18 protein-coding genes are annotated in these 16,678 nt (G+C 67.8%); 9 read left to right on the top strand and 9 right to left on the bottom strand.

All coding sequences use genetic code 11. The features are described from left to right. Positions 1–143: 143 nt before the first annotated feature. Both carA and ACZK2R_RS09680 read right to left on the bottom strand, forming a co-directional pair. The gene (gene carA, locus ACZK2R_RS09685; protein ID WP_005413213.1) at positions 144–1,271 is read right to left on the bottom strand and encodes a glutamine-hydrolyzing carbamoyl-phosphate synthase small subunit; all 1,128 of its coding nucleotides are present in this window, start codon (positions 1,269–1,271) and stop codon (positions 144–146) included. A gap of 308 nt (positions 1,272–1,579) precedes the next feature. After that, complete coding sequence (locus tag ACZK2R_RS09680; RefSeq protein ID WP_478478353.1) at positions 1,580–2,260, bottom strand: 4-hydroxy-tetrahydrodipicolinate reductase; 681 nt, start codon at positions 2,258–2,260, stop codon at positions 1,580–1,582. A 138-nt stretch (positions 2,261–2,398) separates the two neighbouring features. Here ACZK2R_RS09680 and ACZK2R_RS09675 point away from each other — a divergent pair, with 138 nt between their 5' ends. From ACZK2R_RS09675 to ACZK2R_RS09660, 4 genes are all read left to right on the top strand, one after another. Further along, positions 2,399–3,160, top strand: coding sequence for a 3-oxoacyl-ACP reductase (locus tag ACZK2R_RS09675; RefSeq protein WP_429000076.1), 762 nt, complete (start codon positions 2,399–2,401; stop codon positions 3,158–3,160). Between the two features lie 4 nt (positions 3,161–3,164). Continuing rightward, a complete protein-coding gene (locus ACZK2R_RS09670) occupies positions 3,165–3,560 on the top strand; it encodes a MerR family transcriptional regulator (RefSeq protein WP_180837620.1) in 396 nt (131 codons plus the stop codon). Between the two features lie 55 nt (positions 3,561–3,615). After that, positions 3,616–4,197: an NAD(P)H-dependent oxidoreductase gene (locus ACZK2R_RS09665; RefSeq protein WP_180837621.1), complete on the top strand. Its 582-nt coding sequence runs from the start codon at positions 3,616–3,618 to the stop codon at positions 4,195–4,197. Positions 4,198–4,313: 116 nt separating this feature from the next. After that, the gene (locus ACZK2R_RS09660; protein ID WP_180837622.1) at positions 4,314–4,775 is read left to right on the top strand and encodes a DUF4304 domain-containing protein; all 462 of its coding nucleotides are present in this window, start codon (positions 4,314–4,316) and stop codon (positions 4,773–4,775) included. 69 nt (positions 4,776–4,844) lie between these two features. On the opposite strand, the gene ACZK2R_RS09655 is transcribed toward ACZK2R_RS09660, so the two are convergent. The 3 genes from ACZK2R_RS09655 to ACZK2R_RS09645 are packed head-to-tail and all read right to left on the bottom strand — an operon-like array spanning position 4,845 to position 7,215. After that, positions 4,845–5,099, bottom strand: coding sequence for a DUF6587 family protein (locus ACZK2R_RS09655; RefSeq protein ID WP_180837623.1), 255 nt, complete (start codon positions 5,097–5,099; stop codon positions 4,845–4,847). After that, positions 5,099–6,964: a ferrous iron transporter B gene (gene feoB, locus ACZK2R_RS09650; protein WP_180837624.1), complete on the bottom strand. Its 1,866-nt coding sequence runs from the start codon at positions 6,962–6,964 to the stop codon at positions 5,099–5,101. Before feoB ends, ACZK2R_RS09655 begins: the two co-directional genes overlap by 1 nt. Next, entirely contained in the window at positions 6,961–7,215 is a 255-nt protein-coding gene (locus ACZK2R_RS09645) for a FeoA family protein (RefSeq protein WP_032128790.1), read from the bottom strand. Before ACZK2R_RS09645 ends, feoB begins: the two co-directional genes overlap by 4 nt. 119 nt (positions 7,216–7,334) lie before the next feature. On the opposite strand from ACZK2R_RS09645, the gene ACZK2R_RS09640 reads away from it, so the two are divergent. From ACZK2R_RS09640 to yeiP, 5 genes are all read left to right on the top strand, one after another. After that, positions 7,335–8,123 (top strand): enoyl-CoA hydratase-related protein, encoded by a 789-nt coding sequence (locus tag ACZK2R_RS09640; protein WP_107432688.1) that lies wholly within the window; start codon positions 7,335–7,337, stop codon positions 8,121–8,123. 2 nt (positions 8,124–8,125) lie between these two features. Further along, positions 8,126–8,527 carry a VOC family protein gene (locus ACZK2R_RS09635; protein ID WP_180837625.1) on the top strand — a complete coding sequence of 134 codons (402 nt, stop codon included), beginning with the start codon at positions 8,126–8,128 and terminating at the stop codon, positions 8,525–8,527. Next, entirely contained in the window at positions 8,524–9,420 is an 897-nt protein-coding gene (locus ACZK2R_RS09630) for a hydroxymethylglutaryl-CoA lyase (RefSeq protein WP_049400129.1), read from the top strand. Before ACZK2R_RS09635 ends, ACZK2R_RS09630 begins: the two co-directional genes overlap by 4 nt. Before the next feature lie 100 nt (positions 9,421–9,520). Beyond that, positions 9,521–10,291, top strand: a complete 771-nt coding sequence (locus ACZK2R_RS09625; RefSeq protein ID WP_049457458.1) for an SDR family oxidoreductase — start codon at positions 9,521–9,523, stop codon at positions 10,289–10,291. 49 nt (positions 10,292–10,340) lie between these two features. After that, positions 10,341–10,907 carry an elongation factor P-like protein YeiP gene (gene yeiP / locus ACZK2R_RS09620; protein WP_005409468.1) on the top strand — a complete coding sequence of 189 codons (567 nt, stop codon included), beginning with the start codon at positions 10,341–10,343 and terminating at the stop codon, positions 10,905–10,907. 154 nt (positions 10,908–11,061) lie between these two features. Here yeiP and ACZK2R_RS09615 read toward each other — a convergent pair whose 3' ends face one another. The 4 genes from ACZK2R_RS09615 to ACZK2R_RS09600 all read right to left on the bottom strand — a co-directional run bounded on the left by ACZK2R_RS09615 (position 11,062) and on the right by ACZK2R_RS09600 (position 16,554). After that, on the bottom strand, positions 11,062–11,763 hold the full coding sequence (locus ACZK2R_RS09615; RefSeq protein ID WP_180837626.1) for a COG3650 family protein: 702 nt from the start codon (positions 11,761–11,763) through the stop codon (positions 11,062–11,064). 83 nt (positions 11,764–11,846) lie between these two features. Beyond that, the gene (locus ACZK2R_RS09610) at positions 11,847–12,239 is read right to left on the bottom strand and encodes a nuclear transport factor 2 family protein (protein ID WP_125895389.1); all 393 of its coding nucleotides are present in this window, start codon (positions 12,237–12,239) and stop codon (positions 11,847–11,849) included. After that, complete coding sequence (locus ACZK2R_RS09605; protein WP_125895390.1) at positions 12,220–15,369, bottom strand: multidrug efflux RND transporter permease subunit; 3,150 nt, start codon at positions 15,367–15,369, stop codon at positions 12,220–12,222. Before ACZK2R_RS09605 ends, ACZK2R_RS09610 begins: the two co-directional genes overlap by 20 nt. Before the next feature lie 36 nt (positions 15,370–15,405). Continuing rightward, the gene (locus ACZK2R_RS09600; RefSeq protein ID WP_125895391.1) at positions 15,406–16,554 is read right to left on the bottom strand and encodes an efflux RND transporter periplasmic adaptor subunit; all 1,149 of its coding nucleotides are present in this window, start codon (positions 16,552–16,554) and stop codon (positions 15,406–15,408) included. Between the last annotated feature and the right edge of the window lie 124 nt (positions 16,555–16,678).

Below are 16,678 nucleotides of genomic sequence, written 5' to 3'. Positions count from 1 at the left end.
TCTCTAAGTCAGTACAGCGTGACAAGGGGGGTGATCGCACGCTGTCGATCAGGAATCTTGATCCGCAGCGCCGCGCCAGCGGCAGCAGCGTTGCGGGGTTTACGGTCCATCGCGACGCCACCGGGGGGCCGGCGGCGTACTGATCACGCCTTGGCCTGCTCCATCAGCACCACGAAGCGGTCGAACAGCGGACCGACATCGGTCGGGCCCGGCGACGCTTCCGGGTGGCCCTGGAACGAGAACGCCGGCACGTCGGTGCGGGCCACGCCCTGGTTGGTGCCGTCGAACAGCGAGCGGTGGGTCACGCGCAGGGTCGGCGGCAGGGTCGCTTCATCGATCGCGAAGCCGTGGTTCTGCGAGGTGATCATCACCCGGCCGCTGTCCAGGTCCTGCACCGGGTGGTTGGCACCGTGGTGGCCGTGGCCCATCTTCATGGTCTGTGCGCCCGAGGCCAGGCCCAGCAGCTGGTGGCCCAGGCAGATGCCGAAGGTCGGGATCTTCACGTCGATGAAGGTCTTGATCGCTTCGATGGCGTAGTCGCACGGTTCCGGGTCACCCGGGCCATTGGACAGGAACACGCCATCCGGCTTCAGCGCCAGCACTTCGGCGGCCGGGGTCTGTGCCGGCACCACGGTCACTTCGCAGCCACGCTCGGCCAGCATGCGCAGAATGTTGGTCTTCACGCCGAAATCGTAGGCCACGACCTTGTACTTGGCCGGCACGCTGACGAAGGCGTTGGCATCCAGGTCCAGCTGGCCCTCGGTCCAGGTGTAGGTCTTCTCGGTAGTGACGACCTTGGCCAGATCCATGCCCTTCAGCCCCGGGAACTTGCGGGCGGCTTCCAGTGCCTTTTCCACGTCGATGTCACCGGCCATCAACGCACCGTTCTGCGCGCCCTTCTCGCGCAGGATGCGGGTCAGCTTGCGGGTGTCGATGCCGGCGATGGCGACCACGCCACGCTGGATCAGCCAGTCCTGCAGCGACACCTGGCTGCGCCAGTTGCTGGGACGGCGGGGAACGTCGCGCACGATCAGGCCGGCCGACCACACCTTGGACGCTTCATTGTCCTGGTCGGTCATGCCGGTGTTACCGATATGCGGATAGGTCAGCGTGACCATCTGCCGGGCGTAGGACGGGTCGGTCAGCACTTCCTGGTAGCCGGTCATGGCGGTGTTGAACACCACCTCACCGACGGACAGGCCGGGCGCGCCTACGGATTCGCCCTCGAATACGGTGCCGTCTTCGAGGACGAGGATTGCGGCTTGGGTCACGGGAATCTCACTTTGGCTACCGAGGGGGCTGCCGAAGTCACGCCTGCGCTTCACGGAAATCCGGTTGCAAAAAAGCGCGGACGTACGGTCTGGGACCGGTCCGGCTTTCGTGATTCGGCGAGTGCGAATTGTAGCGCTGCCGGGGCGCTCGCGCCAGCGGTTATCGCACTTCATGAACAGGCGATTGCGCATTCATTTCAATCCGGCGGCGTATGCGGGCCGCCATGACCCTGGTAGACGCCAACCTTGGTTGGCGCTTCCCGGAAAGCCTGCCAACCAAGGTTGGCATCTACCATCGGCCTGGACCGTTACCGGGGGCCGTCCAGCAGGTCCCGCACCCGATAGCTGCCCGGGGCCCGGCCCTGCAGCTGGCGGGCGGCGAACAGGGCGCCGCGGGCGAAGATGTCGCGGTTGGTGGCCCGATGCACCAGCTCGATGCGCTCGCCCAGACCGGTGAACTGCACCAGGTGCTCGCCCACGATGTCACCGGCACGCAGGCTGGCGTAGTGCGGCTCCGCCCCGCCCCGTTGCGCAGCCGCGCCCAGGGTCAGCGCGGTGCCCGATGGCGCATCCTTCTTCTGGGTGTGGTGCGATTCAACGATATCGCAGTCCCAGCCGGCCAGCGCCTGCGCCGCGCGCTCCACCAGTTCGTCCAGTACCGCCACGCCCAGGCTGAAGTTCGAGGCCCATACCAGCGGGATCTTCGCCGCCGCCGCGTCCAGCGCCTGGCGCTGGGCACTGGAGATGCCGGTAGTGCCTGAAACCAGGCCCGCACCCCGCTCTACGCACAGCGCCAGCAGCGGGTCGAAGCCCTCTGGCAGGCTGAAGTCGATCGCCACGTCGAACGCCGGCGCACCGGGCAGCTCGCTGGCAGCAAAGAACGGCACGCCGTCGACCACGCGCTGGGTCGGCGCACGGCCGGTTACCGCAGCCACGATCTGCAGGGTTTCGGGGTGTTCGGCGGCCAGCCGCAGCAGGGCCTGGCCCATGCGCCCGGAAGCGCCATGAATGAGCAATCGCAGGGGAGTCTGGTTCATGCCCGCAGGCTAGCGGCAGCACGCCCGCTCCGGCAAGCGCCATCGCTGCTACGCTGCATGCCCTTTCATGCAATGGATGGCAGTTCCACCATGCAGATCAGCGAACAGCTGGTGCTGGTCACCGGCGCCGGCCGCGGGCTTGGCAAGCACATCGCCCGCGCCTTCGCCGCACAGGGCGCCCGCGTCATCATCAACTATCACCGCAGCGAGGCCGGCGCACGCGCGCTGGCCAGCGAGCTGGGTGGCCAGGCGATCGCGCTGCCGGCCGATGTCACCGACCGCGCCCAGGTCGATGCAATGCTGCAGCACGCGCTGGCGCACTTCGGCCAGGGCGTCACCACCGTGGTCAACAACGCGCTGGCCGCCTTCTCGTTCAATGGTGACGCCCGCGACAGTGCTGCCGACATCGGCTGGCCGGCCTTCCAGGCCCAGTTCGAGGGCAGTGTGCGCGGTGCGCTGAACACCGTGCAGGCCGCCCTGCCCGGGATGCAGGCGCGCCGTTTCGGTCGCGTCATCAACATCGGCACCAACCTGTTCCAGAACCCGGTGGTGCCCTACCACGACTACACCGCCGCCAAGGCCGCGCTGCTGTCGCTGACCCGCACCCTGGCCGGCGACCTCGGCCCGCACGGCATCACCGTCAACATGCTGTCCGGCGGCCTGCTGCGCACCACCGATGCCAGCGCCGCCACACCCGAAGCGGTATTCGACTACATCGCCGCCAACACCCCACTGCGCAGCGTCACCACCCCGACCGAATTCGCCGATGCCGCGCTGTTCTTCGCCAGCCCGTGGTCACGCGCGGTGACCGGCCAGAACCTGGTGGTGGATGGCGGACTGGTGCGGGACTGAGCCGATGCGCATCTCCGAGGTCAGCCGCCTGACCGGTGCCAGCGCCAAGGCCATCCGACTGTACGAGGCGCGCGGCCTGCTGCCGCCGGTGCCACGACTGAACCGCTACCGCGACTACAGCGAACAGGACGTGGCCTGGGTGCAGCTGATCCGCCAGGCGCTGCGGCTGGGTATCACGCTGGCGGCAATCTCGCGCCTGCAGGGCCGCGACGGGCGGCTCGACTGGCAGGCAATGCTGACCCTGCTTGAGCAGCAGCGCAGCCGCATTGCCAGCGAGCGGGCACGGCTGGCGCAGGTCGAGCTCGACCTGCAGCAGGTCAGCGACGAACTGCGGCAATGGCTGCACTCCGGCAGCAGTGACTGCATCCTGCAACCCAGCGGCTGCACCTCTGGCGTTTGACTCTGTCCCTGGGGCATAGCCCAACCTCGCGCACATTCCATTGCCCGAGGTTGCCGTGTCCCGTTCCATCCTGATCCTGCTTGGCCATCCCGACCGCGACAGCCTGTGCGGCGCCCTCGCCCAGCGCTACGCCACGGCCGCCGAGAATGCCGGCCACCGGGTGCGCCTGATCGCATTGGGTGACCTCGAGTTCGATCCGGTGCTGCGCCATGGCTACCGCCAGATCCAGCCACTGGAAGCCGGCCTGCAGGACGCGGCGGATGCGATCGAGGCCTGCGACCATCTGGTGCTGGTCTATCCCACCTGGTGGGGTGCGATGCCGGCGCTGCTGAAGGGCTTCTTCGACCGCGTGCTGTTGCCGGGGTACGCCTTCCGCTACCGGCGCGATTCGGTGTGGTGGGACCGGCTGCTGGCCGGGCGCAGCGCGCGGGTGATCACCACGCTGGATACGCCGCCCTGGTACTACCGCTGGATCTACCGCGACCCGGGCATCACCCAGATCCGCGCCACCATTCTGGAATTCTGCGGCATCCGCCCGGTGCGGGTCAGCCGTCTCGGTGCGGTGCGCAGCAGTACCCCAGCACAACGCAGCAAGTGGCTGGCGCTGGCAGCAGAGCTGGGTTCACGCGCCAGGTAGATCCACGCCATGCGTGGATGAAATGCCGGCCACGTTCCATGTGTCGCGTTTGCCAATTGACCGCCAGGCACCGCGCCTCAAGGCTGTAGGCACTTCTTACGGCCCAGGCAAAGCCCATGAAATCCTCGACTGTCTTCAGCAAGTGCGCCAGGAAGACCGGCTTTTCCGGCACGTCGACGACCCGCTACCGCTTGCTGGATGCCGCCCTGCTTGTCGTCAATCACCAACGCGCCAGCGAAAGCCGGGGCTTCTATGTGAATGCCGGGCTCTACTTTCCAGAACTGCTCGCGTATCCCCTCGCGCCTGACGACCTTGAAACCGCCTTCAGATACCGCTCCAGTATTCCCACGCCCCATGTCGACTGGCGGATCGAAGAGACGCCGGGCCTGCGCCGGGCCTTCATCCAGCAGGATCTGGATGATCTGCTGGAGGCCGGCAATCGCGATGGGATGAAATGCCTCCTGCTCGATGCCCTTGCCGACGTGGCGGGCTTCGCGGCAACCCATGGAAACCGCGAGTCGGTGCGGCGGTTGAATCAGGACGGGAACTTCCGCGCGCTCATCCGCAGAGAGGTCTAGCAGATCCACGCCATGCGTGGATGGACTCCAGGAGCGTGCGAACCAAGGTTCGCACCTACCAGGACACATTCAGTGCTGTTTGGGCGGCGTCGGCCCGCAGCTGTCGCAACCGCCACAGGCGCCACCGCCTCCGCTCACCGGCGGTGCGATCTTCCGCCCCAGCGCCTGCAGCCAGGCAGCGCGGCCCGGCTTCAGCAGGGCCAGCGCCAGCGCCCCGCGCAGCCTGCGCACGGTGCCGGGGAACTGCTTCTTCAACACCACCCAGGCACTGACCAGTACGGCCACCGCGATGATCAGGTACTGGATCAGCAGGCCGGTATCCATCAGCCGCCTCCCAGCGCCTTGGTCACCTGGTAGGTGATCAGCGCCGCCACGTAGGCCGCAGCAAACAGGTAGAACGCCGAGAAGGCCATCGTCTTCCACGAATTGGTCTCGCGTTTGATGGTGGCCAGCGTCGAGATGCACATCGGGGCGTAGATGTACCAGACCAGCAGCGACAGCGCGGTGGCCAGCGACCAGCCGTCGCTGATCAGCGGGGTCAGCGCCTGGCTGGCGGCATCGTCATCGGCTGCGGACAGCGCGTACACGGTCGCCAGCGAGGACACCGCCACTTCGCGCGCGGCCAGGCCCGGAATCAGCGCAATGCAGATCTGCCAGTTGAAGCCCAGCGGCGCGAAGAACACCGCCATCGCATGGCCGATCTGGCCCGCATAGCTGTAATCGATGGCCGGCATGGTGGCGCCGACCGGCGCCGCCGGGAACGACAGCAGCACCCACAGCAGGATGGTCAGCGCCAGGATGATGCCGCCGACGCGCTTGAGGAAGATCATGCCGCGCTCGTACAGGCCCACCGCCAGATCGCGCACATGCGGCAGCCGGTACGACGGCAGCTCCAGCATCAGCGGGTGCTCGCTCTTGTCGCGGCGCCACTTCTTCATGATCCACGACATCGCCAGTGCACTGAGAATGCCGGCCGCATACAGGCCGAACAGCACCAGGCCCTGCTGGTTGAACGCGCCCCACACCGTCTTCTGCGGGATGAACGCACCGATCAGCAGCGCGTACACCGGCAGGCGTGCCGAGCAGGTCATCAGCGGCGCCACCAGGATCGTGGCCAGGCGGTCACGCGGGTCCTGGATGCTGCGCGTGGACATGATGCCCGGCACCGCGCAGGCGAAGCTGGACAGCAGCGGGATGAACGAGCGGCCGGACAGGCCGGCGGCGGCCATCATGCGGTCGAGCAGGAACGCCGCACGCGGCAGGTAGCCGGATTCCTCCAGCACCAGGATGAAGAAGAACAGGATCAGGATCTGCGGCAGGAACACCACCACGCCACCCACACCGGCGATGATGCCGTCAGTCAGCAGGCTGGCCAGCGGGCCTTCCGGCAGCACGCTGCCGACGAAGGCACCAAGCCAGGCGAAACCGGCCTCGATGCCGTCCATCAACGGTGTCGCCCAGGCATACACCGCCTGGAAGATCAGGAACATCACCACCGCCAGGCTGATCAGGCCGAACACCGGGTGCAGCAGCCAGCGGTCCAGCGCGTCGTCGACTTTGGCGGTCCGTGCCGGCATGCGCACGGCCACCGACAGGATCTCGCGCACCTTGGCGTGGTAGTCGATGCCACCTTCCGGGCCCGGCACCGGCGCATCCAGGTGCGGCACCATCGCATCGAGGCGCTCGACCAGGGCCTTGGCGCCCTGCTTGCGCACCGCCACGGTTTCCACCACCGGCACGCCCAGCTCGCGCTCCAGCGCGGCCACGTCCACCTGGATGCCACGGCGCTGGGCCGCATCGACCATGTTCAGCGCAACCACCATCGGCTTGCCCAGCTCGCGCAGTTCCAGCGCGAAGCGCAGGTGCAGACGCAGGTTGGTGGCGTCGATCACGCACAGCAGCACGTCCGGTGCAGCCTCGCCCGGGTAGAAGCCCCGGCACAGGTCACGGGTGATCGCCTCGTCCAGGCTGGCCGGGTGCAGGCTGTAGGCACCGGGCAGGTCGAGTACGGCGAACTCGCGGCCGGACGGCGCGCGCAGGCGGCCTTCCTTGCGCTCAACGGTGACGCCGGTGTAGTTGGCAACCTTCTGCCGGCTGCCGGTCAGCTGGTTGAACAGCGCGGTCTTGCCACTGTTGGGATTACCGACCAGCGCAATGCGCAGGGGCGCGGTAGAAGTTGCAGCGGTCATGCGCGACGCTCCTGGCGGTTGGCGTCGACCACGACGCGCTTGGCTTCACTGATCCGCAGCGCAAACCGGGTGAACCCGACCTGCACCAGCAGCGGCTCGCCACCGACCGGGCCCTTGGCCACCAGGCGCACTTCCTCGCCCTTCACGAAACCCAGCTCGCGCAGGCGACGGGCGATGGCATCGTTGGCATGGAGGTCCTGCACGGACTCGACCACGGCCGAGGCGTGCAGCGGCAGTTCGGACAGCGTCATCTAGCGCATTCTCTGCTGGATGTAAATGGTTCTCGATTCTAACATTCCCGCGTCGCGTCATGGCCCATGACCAATGGCCCGCTATGATCCATACAGGTATGGAGTGACCCTGGAATCCCATGAACGATGCTTTGCAGATCGAGCGCAGCGGCGCCGTCCTCACCCTCTGGCTGAACCGGCCCGAGCTGCACAATGCCTTTGACGCCGGCTTGATAGCGCGGCTGACCGCCGCCCTCGAAGCCGCCGGACGCGACGACGCGGTGCGCGCGGTAGTGGTGGCCGGCCACGGCGCCTCCTTCTCGGCCGGCGCTGACATGCAGTGGATGCGTGGCATGGCCGCCGCCAGCGAGGCCGACAACCGCGAGGACTCGCTGGCCCTGGCGCGGCTGATGCGCACCCTGGACGAGCTGCCCAAGCCGACCCTGGCCCGGGTCCATGGCGCGGCCTTCGGTGGCGGCGTCGGCCTGGTCGCCTGCTGCGACATCGCCATCGCCAGCACCGCGGCCCGCTTCGGCCTGACCGAAAGCCGCCTCGGCCTGCTGCCAGCGGTGATCTCTCCCTACGTGATCGAGGCCATCGGCCCGCGCCAGGCCCGTCGCTGGTTCGCCACCGGCGAGCATTTCGACGCCGAGACTGCGCTGCGCATCGGCCTGGTCCACCAGCTGGTCGAGCCGGAACGCTTGGACGAGGCCGTGCAGCGCCAGCTGGCCCTGCTCGACAAGGCCGGCCCGATCGCTTCTTCCAGCGCCAAGCAGCTGGTGCGGCAGGTGCGTGACAGCCATGACCGCGATGCCCTGGATCGCGATAATGCCGCCCTGATCGCGCGCCTGCGGGTGTCCGCCGAGGGCCAGGAAGGCCTGGGCGCCTTCCTCGACAAGCGCGCGCCCCACTGGGTCACGGAAGCCTGAACATGCTCGATCATCTTGGTTTGACCAGCGCCGACCTGGCGCGCAGCAAGACCTTCTTCCTGCAGGCGCTGGCGCCGCTGCAGATCGGCGTGGTGATGGAAGTCACCGCCGAACAGACCGGCGCGCACGACCACATCGGCTTCGGCAGCGAGGGCAAGCCGTTCTTCTGGCTTGGCAATGGCGGCACCGCCAGCCACGGCGTGCACGTGGCCTTCGCCTGCGCCAGCCGCACCCAGGTGGACGCCTTCCATGCCGCTGCCCTCGCCGCCGGCGGTCGCGACAACGGCGCGCCGGGCCTGCGCCCGTGGTACCACCCCGACTACTACGGCGCCTTCGTGCTCGACCCCGACGGCAACAACATCGAGGTGGTCTGCCATCGCCCCGTCAGCGAGGTGGCCGCATGAGCGACTATGTCCGCATCGTCGAAGTCGGCCCGCGTGACGGGCTGCAGAACGAAAAGCAGTCGGTGTCCACCGCGGACAAGATCGAACTGATCAACCGCCTGTCGGCCACCGGCCTGCGCAGCATCGAGGCGACCAGCTTCGTCAGCCCGAAGTGGATCCCGCAGCTGGCCGATGCCGCCGAGGTCTACGCCGGCATCCAGCGCCGGGCCGGCATCCACTACCCGGTGCTGGTACCGAACGAACAGGGCTACGACCGCGCCCGTGCGGTGGGCGTGGAGGAAGTGGCGGTGTTCACCGCCGCTTCGGAGGCGTTCAACCGCACCAACACCAATGCCGGCATCGACGAATCGCTGGCCCGGTTCGAGCCGATCCTGCGCCGCGCCGCCGCCGATGGCGTGCGCGTGCGCGGTTACGTGTCCACCGTACTCGGCTGCCCTTACCAGGGCGAGGTGCCACTGGCCGACGTGGTGCGGGTGGCGCGCGCCCTGCACCAGATGGGCTGTTACGAAATCTCGCTGGGCGACACCATCGGCGTCGGCACCCCGCGCAAGGCACGGGCGATGCTACAGGCGGTTGCCGCCGAGATTCCAATGGCGGCACTGGCCGTGCACTTCCACGACACCTACGGCCAGGCCATTGCCAACATCGCCACCTGCCTGGAAGAAGGCGTGCGCGTGGTTGACAGCGCGGTGTCCGGCGCCGGTGGCTGCCCGTATGCCAAGGGCGCCAGCGGCAACGTCGCCAGCGAGGATGTGGTCTACCTGCTGCAGGGCCTGGGCCTGGACAGCGGCGTAGACCTGCCGGCACTGGCCGAGACCGGCCGCTGGCTGGCCGGTCTGCTCGGCCGCGCCACTGCCAGCCGCACCGGCCAGGCACTGGCCGCCGCCGGCTGACCGCTGCACTGCGCCGCCCTGCACCGGCGGCGCAGTGCACAACAGCGGCGGTCACGGCTTCCGTTAGAATCGGCGGTTCTCGAACCTGCAGGACCGTTCAATGCAGCTGTCTTCCGTACGTGCCGTGATCACTGGCGGCGTCTCCGGCCTCGGCCTGGCCGTGGCCCAGCACCTCGTCGCCCAGGGCGGCAAGGTGGCCCTGTTCGACCTCAACGACGACAAGGGCGCAGCCGCCGTTGCCGGGCTGGGTGCCGACAAGGCCCGCTATTTCAACGTCAACGTCAGCGATGAAGCGGCCGTTTCGGCAGCCATCGACCAGGCCCACGATTTCCTCGGCGGCCTGAACGTGGCGATGAACTGCGCCGGCATCCTCGGCGCTGGCCGCGTGCTGGGCAAGGAAGGCCCGATGCCGCTGGCCGGCTTCCAGGGCACGGTGATGGTCAACCTGGTCGGCAGCTTCAACGTTGCAAAGGCCGCGGCCAACCGCATGCAGCACAACGAGGCCGGCACCGACGGCGAGCGCGGCGTGATCATCAACACCGCCAGCATCGCCGCCTATGAAGGCCAGATTGGCCAGGCCGCGTATGCCGCCAGCAAGGGCGGCGTGGTGTCGATGACGCTGCCGATGGCGCGCGAACTGTCGCGCTTCGGCATCCGCGTCAATACGATTGCTCCAGGCGTGTTCTGGACGCCGATGGTCGACGGCATGCCCGAGGCGGTGCAGCAGTCGCTGGCCGCGTCGATCCCGTTCCCGTCGCGCCTGGGCAAGCCGGAAGACTTCGCCAGCCTGGTCGGCTTCATCCTCGGCAACACCTACCTCAATGGCGAGACCATCCGCCTGGACGGCGCTACCCGCCTCGCTCCGAAGTGATTCCCCCCGGGCGCCGGGACGGCGCCCTCCCCCAACGACCTAGATCACCATGAAAGCCAACGACATCAAGAAGGGCAACGTCGTCGAGTACAACAACGGCGTGTACCAGATCCGCGACATCGAGCGCAGCTCGCCGCAGGGTCGCGGCGGCAACGTCCGCTTCCGCTTCATCATGTACAGCGTGCCGGGCGGCAACAAGCTCGACGCCAGCTTCGATGCCGACGACAACCTGGTCGAGGTCGAACTGCTGCGCCGCCAGTCCACCTATTCGTACAAGGACGGCGATGCGTTCGTGTTCCTCGATGACGAGGACTACACCCCGTACACCCTGGACGCGGACGTGATCGGCGACGACGCCGGCTACATCACCGACGGCCTGACCGGCATCTACGTGCAGGTGATCGACGAGCAGCCGGTGGCGATCCAGCTGCCGGCCTCGGTGGTGCTGGAAGTGATTGAAACCCCGCCGGAACTGAAGGGCGGCACCGCCACCAAGCGCCCGAAGCCGGCCAAGCTCAACACCGGCATCGAAATCATGGTGCCGGAGTACATCGTCAACGGCGAGCGCGTGCTGGTGAACACCGCCACCGGCGAATTCGCTGGCCGTGCCGACTAAGCGCCTCGCGCTGATCGGCTGCCTGTCCCTGCCTGCGGCGTACTCGCCGCAGGCAGGCCATCGGATGTAGCAGTCGGGTAGCACCGAGCCCACGCTCGGCTGCTGTGCGTTGGACAGGGACTGCAGCCGAGCGTGGCTCGGCTCTACAGGTAGCTTACGGCTGCTTCGCGCCGAAATTGCCGCAGCCGTGGTACTGGCGGGTGCCGATGGTCAGGTTCACCTTGGCCTCGAACGCCTCACCACTCATGTCGTCCTGGCAGGTGGTGCGCTGGAAGCTGAGCTTGACGTCGGTACCGTCGGACGCCTTGCCACTCCATCCGTCGGCCCCCTCGGCGGGCTTGGCCACATCGAAGCGGCGCTCGCCGTAATCGACTTCCACCTGCAGGCCCGGCGCATCGCCGTCAACGACTGCAAGCCAGCCGGGTTCATTGCCGGTGGCACGGAACGCGGCATTGCCGGCGCTGCCATCGCCTTCGGTGGCTTCGACCGCATGGCACTCGCGATCGGCCTGGCCCTTCAGGCTCAACAGGCCGTCATCGCTGCCCTTGGTCCAGAAGCTGTTGCCCTGGCCATCGCCATACTTCGCGCCCGACGCCGCACGCTCGGAGGTCATGGCGAAGGTACGTTCGCCGATCACTACCGTCGCCGCATCCTCGCCATTGAAGGTCGCGCGCACGTTCAGATCACCACACCGGTACATGGTCTCGCTGCCGGTACCGGCGCCGGTGCTGGCAGCCGGTTCGGGCGCGGCCGGCGGCGCGGCATCAGTGCCGCCCGCAGCGGGTGGCTGTGCCGGCTGGCACGCGGCCAGGACCAACCCGAGGGAGGCTGCCAACAGACTGGGGACTACACGCATGGCTCGACTCCTTGTCGACACTACAGAGATCTTCGACCCTACCACCTGCCGGTGAGCGGGGCCTGAAAGCGGCCTGACCGCACTCACGCGGCCAGCACCGCCATCGACAACAACTGCGCACCGCTGCCGCCGGAACTGCAGGTCCAGACCCGCAGCAGGCGCAGTTTCAGCTCGCGCTCCTGGCCCTGCCCGCGCACCGACAAGCGCACGTCACTGGACAACAATGCCAGGCGTCCGCACAGCAGCGTTTCCACCGCGTGCAACTGCAGGTTCCGTACCTGCAGGCCACCGGCCAGCCAATCGCCCAGCCACGGCAGGTCGAGCATGCGGCCGCCATGGCCGTCCATCATGAACAAGGCCGGCGATACCAGCGCGGTCAGCGCATCGTGATCATTTTCCAGCAGCGCTGCGCACAGGCGCTGCTCCAGCGCCATCAACTGTTGCTCGTGCAGATCTTCAACGATGTTCCGTTCCATCCACGATTCCTTCCGGCATCGGCCGGCGCCTGCGCAGGCGCTGCGCGATCCACTGCCGCGCACCCTGCACTACTACATAGAAGACCGGCACGAAGAACACCGCCAGCACGGTCGCACTGACCATGCCGCCGAACACGCCGGTTCCGATCGCCTGCTGGGTTTCCTTCGATGCGCCCTGCGCCAGCATCAGCGGCACCACGCCCAGCGCGAAAGCCAGCGAGGTCATCACGATCGGCCGCAGGCGCAGCCGTGCCGCCTCCAAGGCCGCTTCGACCAGGCCACGGCCCTGCTGCTGCAGCTGGCGTGCGAACTCGACGATGAGGATCGCGTTCTTCGCCGACAGCCCGATCACCGTGATCATGCCGACCTTGAAGAACACGTCGTTGGGCATGCCGCGCAACAACACGGCGGCGACCGCGCCGAGCAGGCCCAGCGGCACCACCAGCATCACCGCCAGCGGAATCGACCAGCTCTCGTACAGCGCCGCCAGCACCAGGAACACCACCAGCATCGACAGCAGCAACAGCCACGGCGCCTGCGCACCGGATTCGCGCTCCTGCAGCGACTGGCTGGTCCATTGCAGGGTGAAGCCAGACGGCAGCTTCTCCGCCAACCGCTCCATCTCCGCCATCGCCTGACCGGTCGACACGCCGGAGGCCGGGGCGCCGGACAGATTCAGCGCCGGGAAGCCGAGATAGCGCTGCAGCTGCAGCGGCGCCTCGGTCCAGTGCGGGGTCACCAGTTCGGACAGCGCCACCATGCCGCCCTCGCTGTTACGCACGTACAGCTTCAGCACGTCCTCCAGTTCCATCCGGTGCGAGGCGTCTGCCTGCAGGATCACCTGCTGCAACCGGCCCTTGTTGGGGAAGTCATTGACGTACTGCGAGCCCATCGCAGCCGACAGCGTGCTGCTGATGTGTTCGAAGCCCACGCCCATCGCCTCGGCCTTGGCCCGGTCGATGTCCAGCCGCACGCTGGTGCCGGCCGGCAGGCCATCGGCATGCACCTCGGACAGCAGCGGGCTGGCCTCGGCCAGCTTCAGCAGCTGCTGCAGGGCCGCGCGTAGTTCGGCCTGGCTCTGCCCAGTACGCGCCTGCAGGGCGAGCGAGAAGCCGGACGAACGGCCCAGGCTGTCGATCGCCGGCGGCATCACGCTCATCACCTCGCCCTCGGCAATCGTGGACATCGCCTTCTGCGCGGCCTCCACCTCGCCGGCCGCGGTGGCGCCTGCACGCTCGCTCCAGTCCTTGAGCATGGTGTAGGTCAGCGCCGCGCTCGGGCCGGAGCCGGAGAAGCTGTAGCCGAGGATCGACTGGTTGGAGCCGATGCCCGGACGCGAGGCCACGTGCCGCTCGTAGGCTTCGACCACGGCCAGCGTGCGCTCGGCGGTGGCTTCGGCCGGCAGCTGGATCGAAGTCATGAAATAGCCCTGGTCTTCTTCCGGCAGGAATGCGCCCGGCAACCAGTGCAGGCCCAGCAGCAGCGCCACCACCAGTGCGGCGAACACGCCCATCACCCGCCCACTGCGCTGCAGCACCGAGGCCACGCCACGCTGGTAGCGCCCGGTCATCTTCTCGAAGCCACGATTGAAGGCACCGAACAGCCCGACACGACCATGGTGTCCATGGGTATTCGGGCGCAGCAGGGTCGCGCACAGCGCCGGCGTCAGGCTCAATGCCAGCAGCGCCGAGAACAGGATCGACACCGCCATCGCCACGGTGAACTGGCGGTAGATCGCGCCCACCGAGCCGCTGGCCAACGCCATCGGAATAAACACGGCGGTCAGCACCAGGGTGATGCCGATCACCGCGCCGGTCAGCTCGCGCATCGCCTTGATGGTGGCCTCGCGCGGCGGCAGTCCTTCCTCGGCCATGATCCGTTCCACGCCCTCGACCACCACGATGGCGTCGTCGACGATGATGCCGATCGCCAGCACCATGCCGAACATGGTCAGCACGTTGATCGAGAAGCCCAGTGCCAGCATCACCGCGAAGGTGCCGAGCAGCGCGATCGGTGCGACCAGCGCCGGAATCAGCGTGTAGCGCCAGTTCTGCAGGAACAGGCACATCACCGCGAACACCAGCAGCATGGCCTCCAGCAGCGTCTGCACCACCTTCTGGATCGAGATCTTCACGAACGGTGCGGTGTCGAACGGAATGCTCGACTCCACGCCGCGCGGCAGCAGCGGCGCCAGTTCGGCCATGCGCTCACGGACCGCCGACGCGGTGCGCACTGCGTTCGCGCCAGGACGCAACTGCACCCCGGCGGCGGTCGCTGGGTGGCCATCCTCGCGGGTGCCCCACGCATAGCTCTGCGCGCCCAGTTCGACGCGGGCGACATCGCCCAGCACCACCCGTGAACCGTCTGCCCCGGCGCGCAGCACGATGGCTGCGAACTGCTCCGGCGTGGACAGCTGCCCATCGGCGCTGAGCGGCACGGTGATGCGCTGGCCTGGAACACCCGGCGAATCACCGATGCGTCCGGGCGAGATCTCCAGGTTCTGCTGCTCGATGGCGGTGGCCACATCGCCCATGGTCAGGCCGTAGCCGGTCAACCGGGTCGGGTCCAGCCAAACGCGCATCGCCTGTTCGGCACCGAACAGCTGCACGCGGCCGACGCCATCGATGCGGCGCAGCTCTTCGATGATGTTGCGCGCCATGAAATCGCCCAGCGCGGCCTCGCTGACGCTGGCATCCGGCGAACGCAGGCCGACCAGCATCAGGAAGCCGGAATCGGCGGCCTCCACGAACAGGCCGTTCTGGCGCACGCTGCGCGGCAGGCGCGGCTCGATCGCCTTGATCCGGTTCTGCACGTCCACCTGCGCCAGCTCCGGGTTGGTACCGGGCTTGAAGGTCGCAGTGATCGAGGCTTCGCCGGAGGTGTCCACCGACGATTCGAAGTACAGCAGGTGCTTGACGCTGGACAGCTCGCGCTCGATCAGCCCGACCACCGCATCATTCAGCGTCTGCGGGCTGGCCCCCGGGTAGCTGGCATAGATGCTGACACTGGGCGGCGCGACCGCCGGATAGCGCTCCACGGCCAAGCGCGGAATCGCCAGTACGCCGGCCAGGATGATGAAGATCGCCAGCACCCAGGCGAACACCGGGCGATCGATGAAGAAACGTGCCATGTTGGATTTTCCTGGAGGGGCTGGCCCGGGAAAGGCTCAGCCCTTGCTGCCGGCCTGCACCGCGCCGGCGCTGGCGACCGGCACCTGCCAGTCGCGCGCATCGACCACCACGCCTTCCTGCAGGCGTTCCTGGCCCTCGACCACCACCTTTTCGCCCGCCTTCAGACCGGTGCGCACCAGCCACTGGCGATCAACGCTGCCGTCGACCTCCAGCGTGCGGATCACCGCCTTGCCATCGCCCCCGATCACCCAGGCATAAGCCTGGCCACCGGCGCTGCGCAGCACGGCCTGCTGCGGCACGGTCAGCGCACTGGCCGGTGCACCCCGCGGCACTTTCGCGCGCACATACATGCCGGGCAGCAGCTGGCGCTGCGGGTTGTCGACCAGGATGCGGAGGATCACATCACCGGTACGCGCATCGACGTTGATGCCGGAGAACAGCATCTGGCCACGCTCGGGCAGCGGCTTGCCGGCGGCACCGATGATCGTCACCGGCAGCTCGCCACCACCGGCAGCACTGCGCTGCAGCGATTCCAGCTGGGCCGCCGGCTGGCGCACATCGACGTAGACCTGGTCGATCTGCTGTACCACCGCCATCGGCTCGGCATCGGCCACGCCGACCAGTGCACCTTCGGTCACCAGCGCCTGATCGATGCGGCCGGCAATCGGCGCGCTGACCGTGGCATAGCGCAGGTCGAGCTGGCGACGGGCCAGGATCGCGCGCGCTTCATTCACCGCGGCACGGGCCTGTTCGTACTCGGCACTGGCATCGTCGCGATGCTGCTGGCTGACGGCCTGTGCCGCGGCCAGTGCATGCAGGCGCTGCGACTGCACGCGACTGCGGCCCAGGGCGGCCTCACTGCGCTGCAGCGCGGCCAGTGCCGAATCGACATCGGCACGGAAGGCCGCCGGATCGATCTGGAACAGGGCCTGGCCGGCGTCTACTTCCGCGCCCTGGTCAAACAGCCGGCGCTGCACGATGCCACCCACCTGCGCTCGGATCTGCGCGGTGCGCACGGCGGCCACGCGGCCAGGCAGTTCGTCGTCACGCTGCACCACCTGCGGGCCGACGGTAACCACGCTCACGCGGGGTGCGGCTTCGGGCGTGGCTTCGGGGGTGGAGCAGGCCGTCATGGCCAGGGCGAGGGCCGCGATCAACGCGACCGGAGTCCTGAAGGTTCTCATTGCTGTGCACAATGCCGCGCGGGCGGCTGATAGGTTCTGAAGAACCCAGTGTGCGTGGCGATGATGGGGTTTCGATGGAGGAACTGTGGAGATACGATGGAGGCAAGCACCTTAAGGCCCCGCC

The organism is Stenotrophomonas sp. 96582_Sma (assembly GCF_056480905.1).
This window is presented reverse-complemented; position numbering and strand designations above follow the sequence as displayed.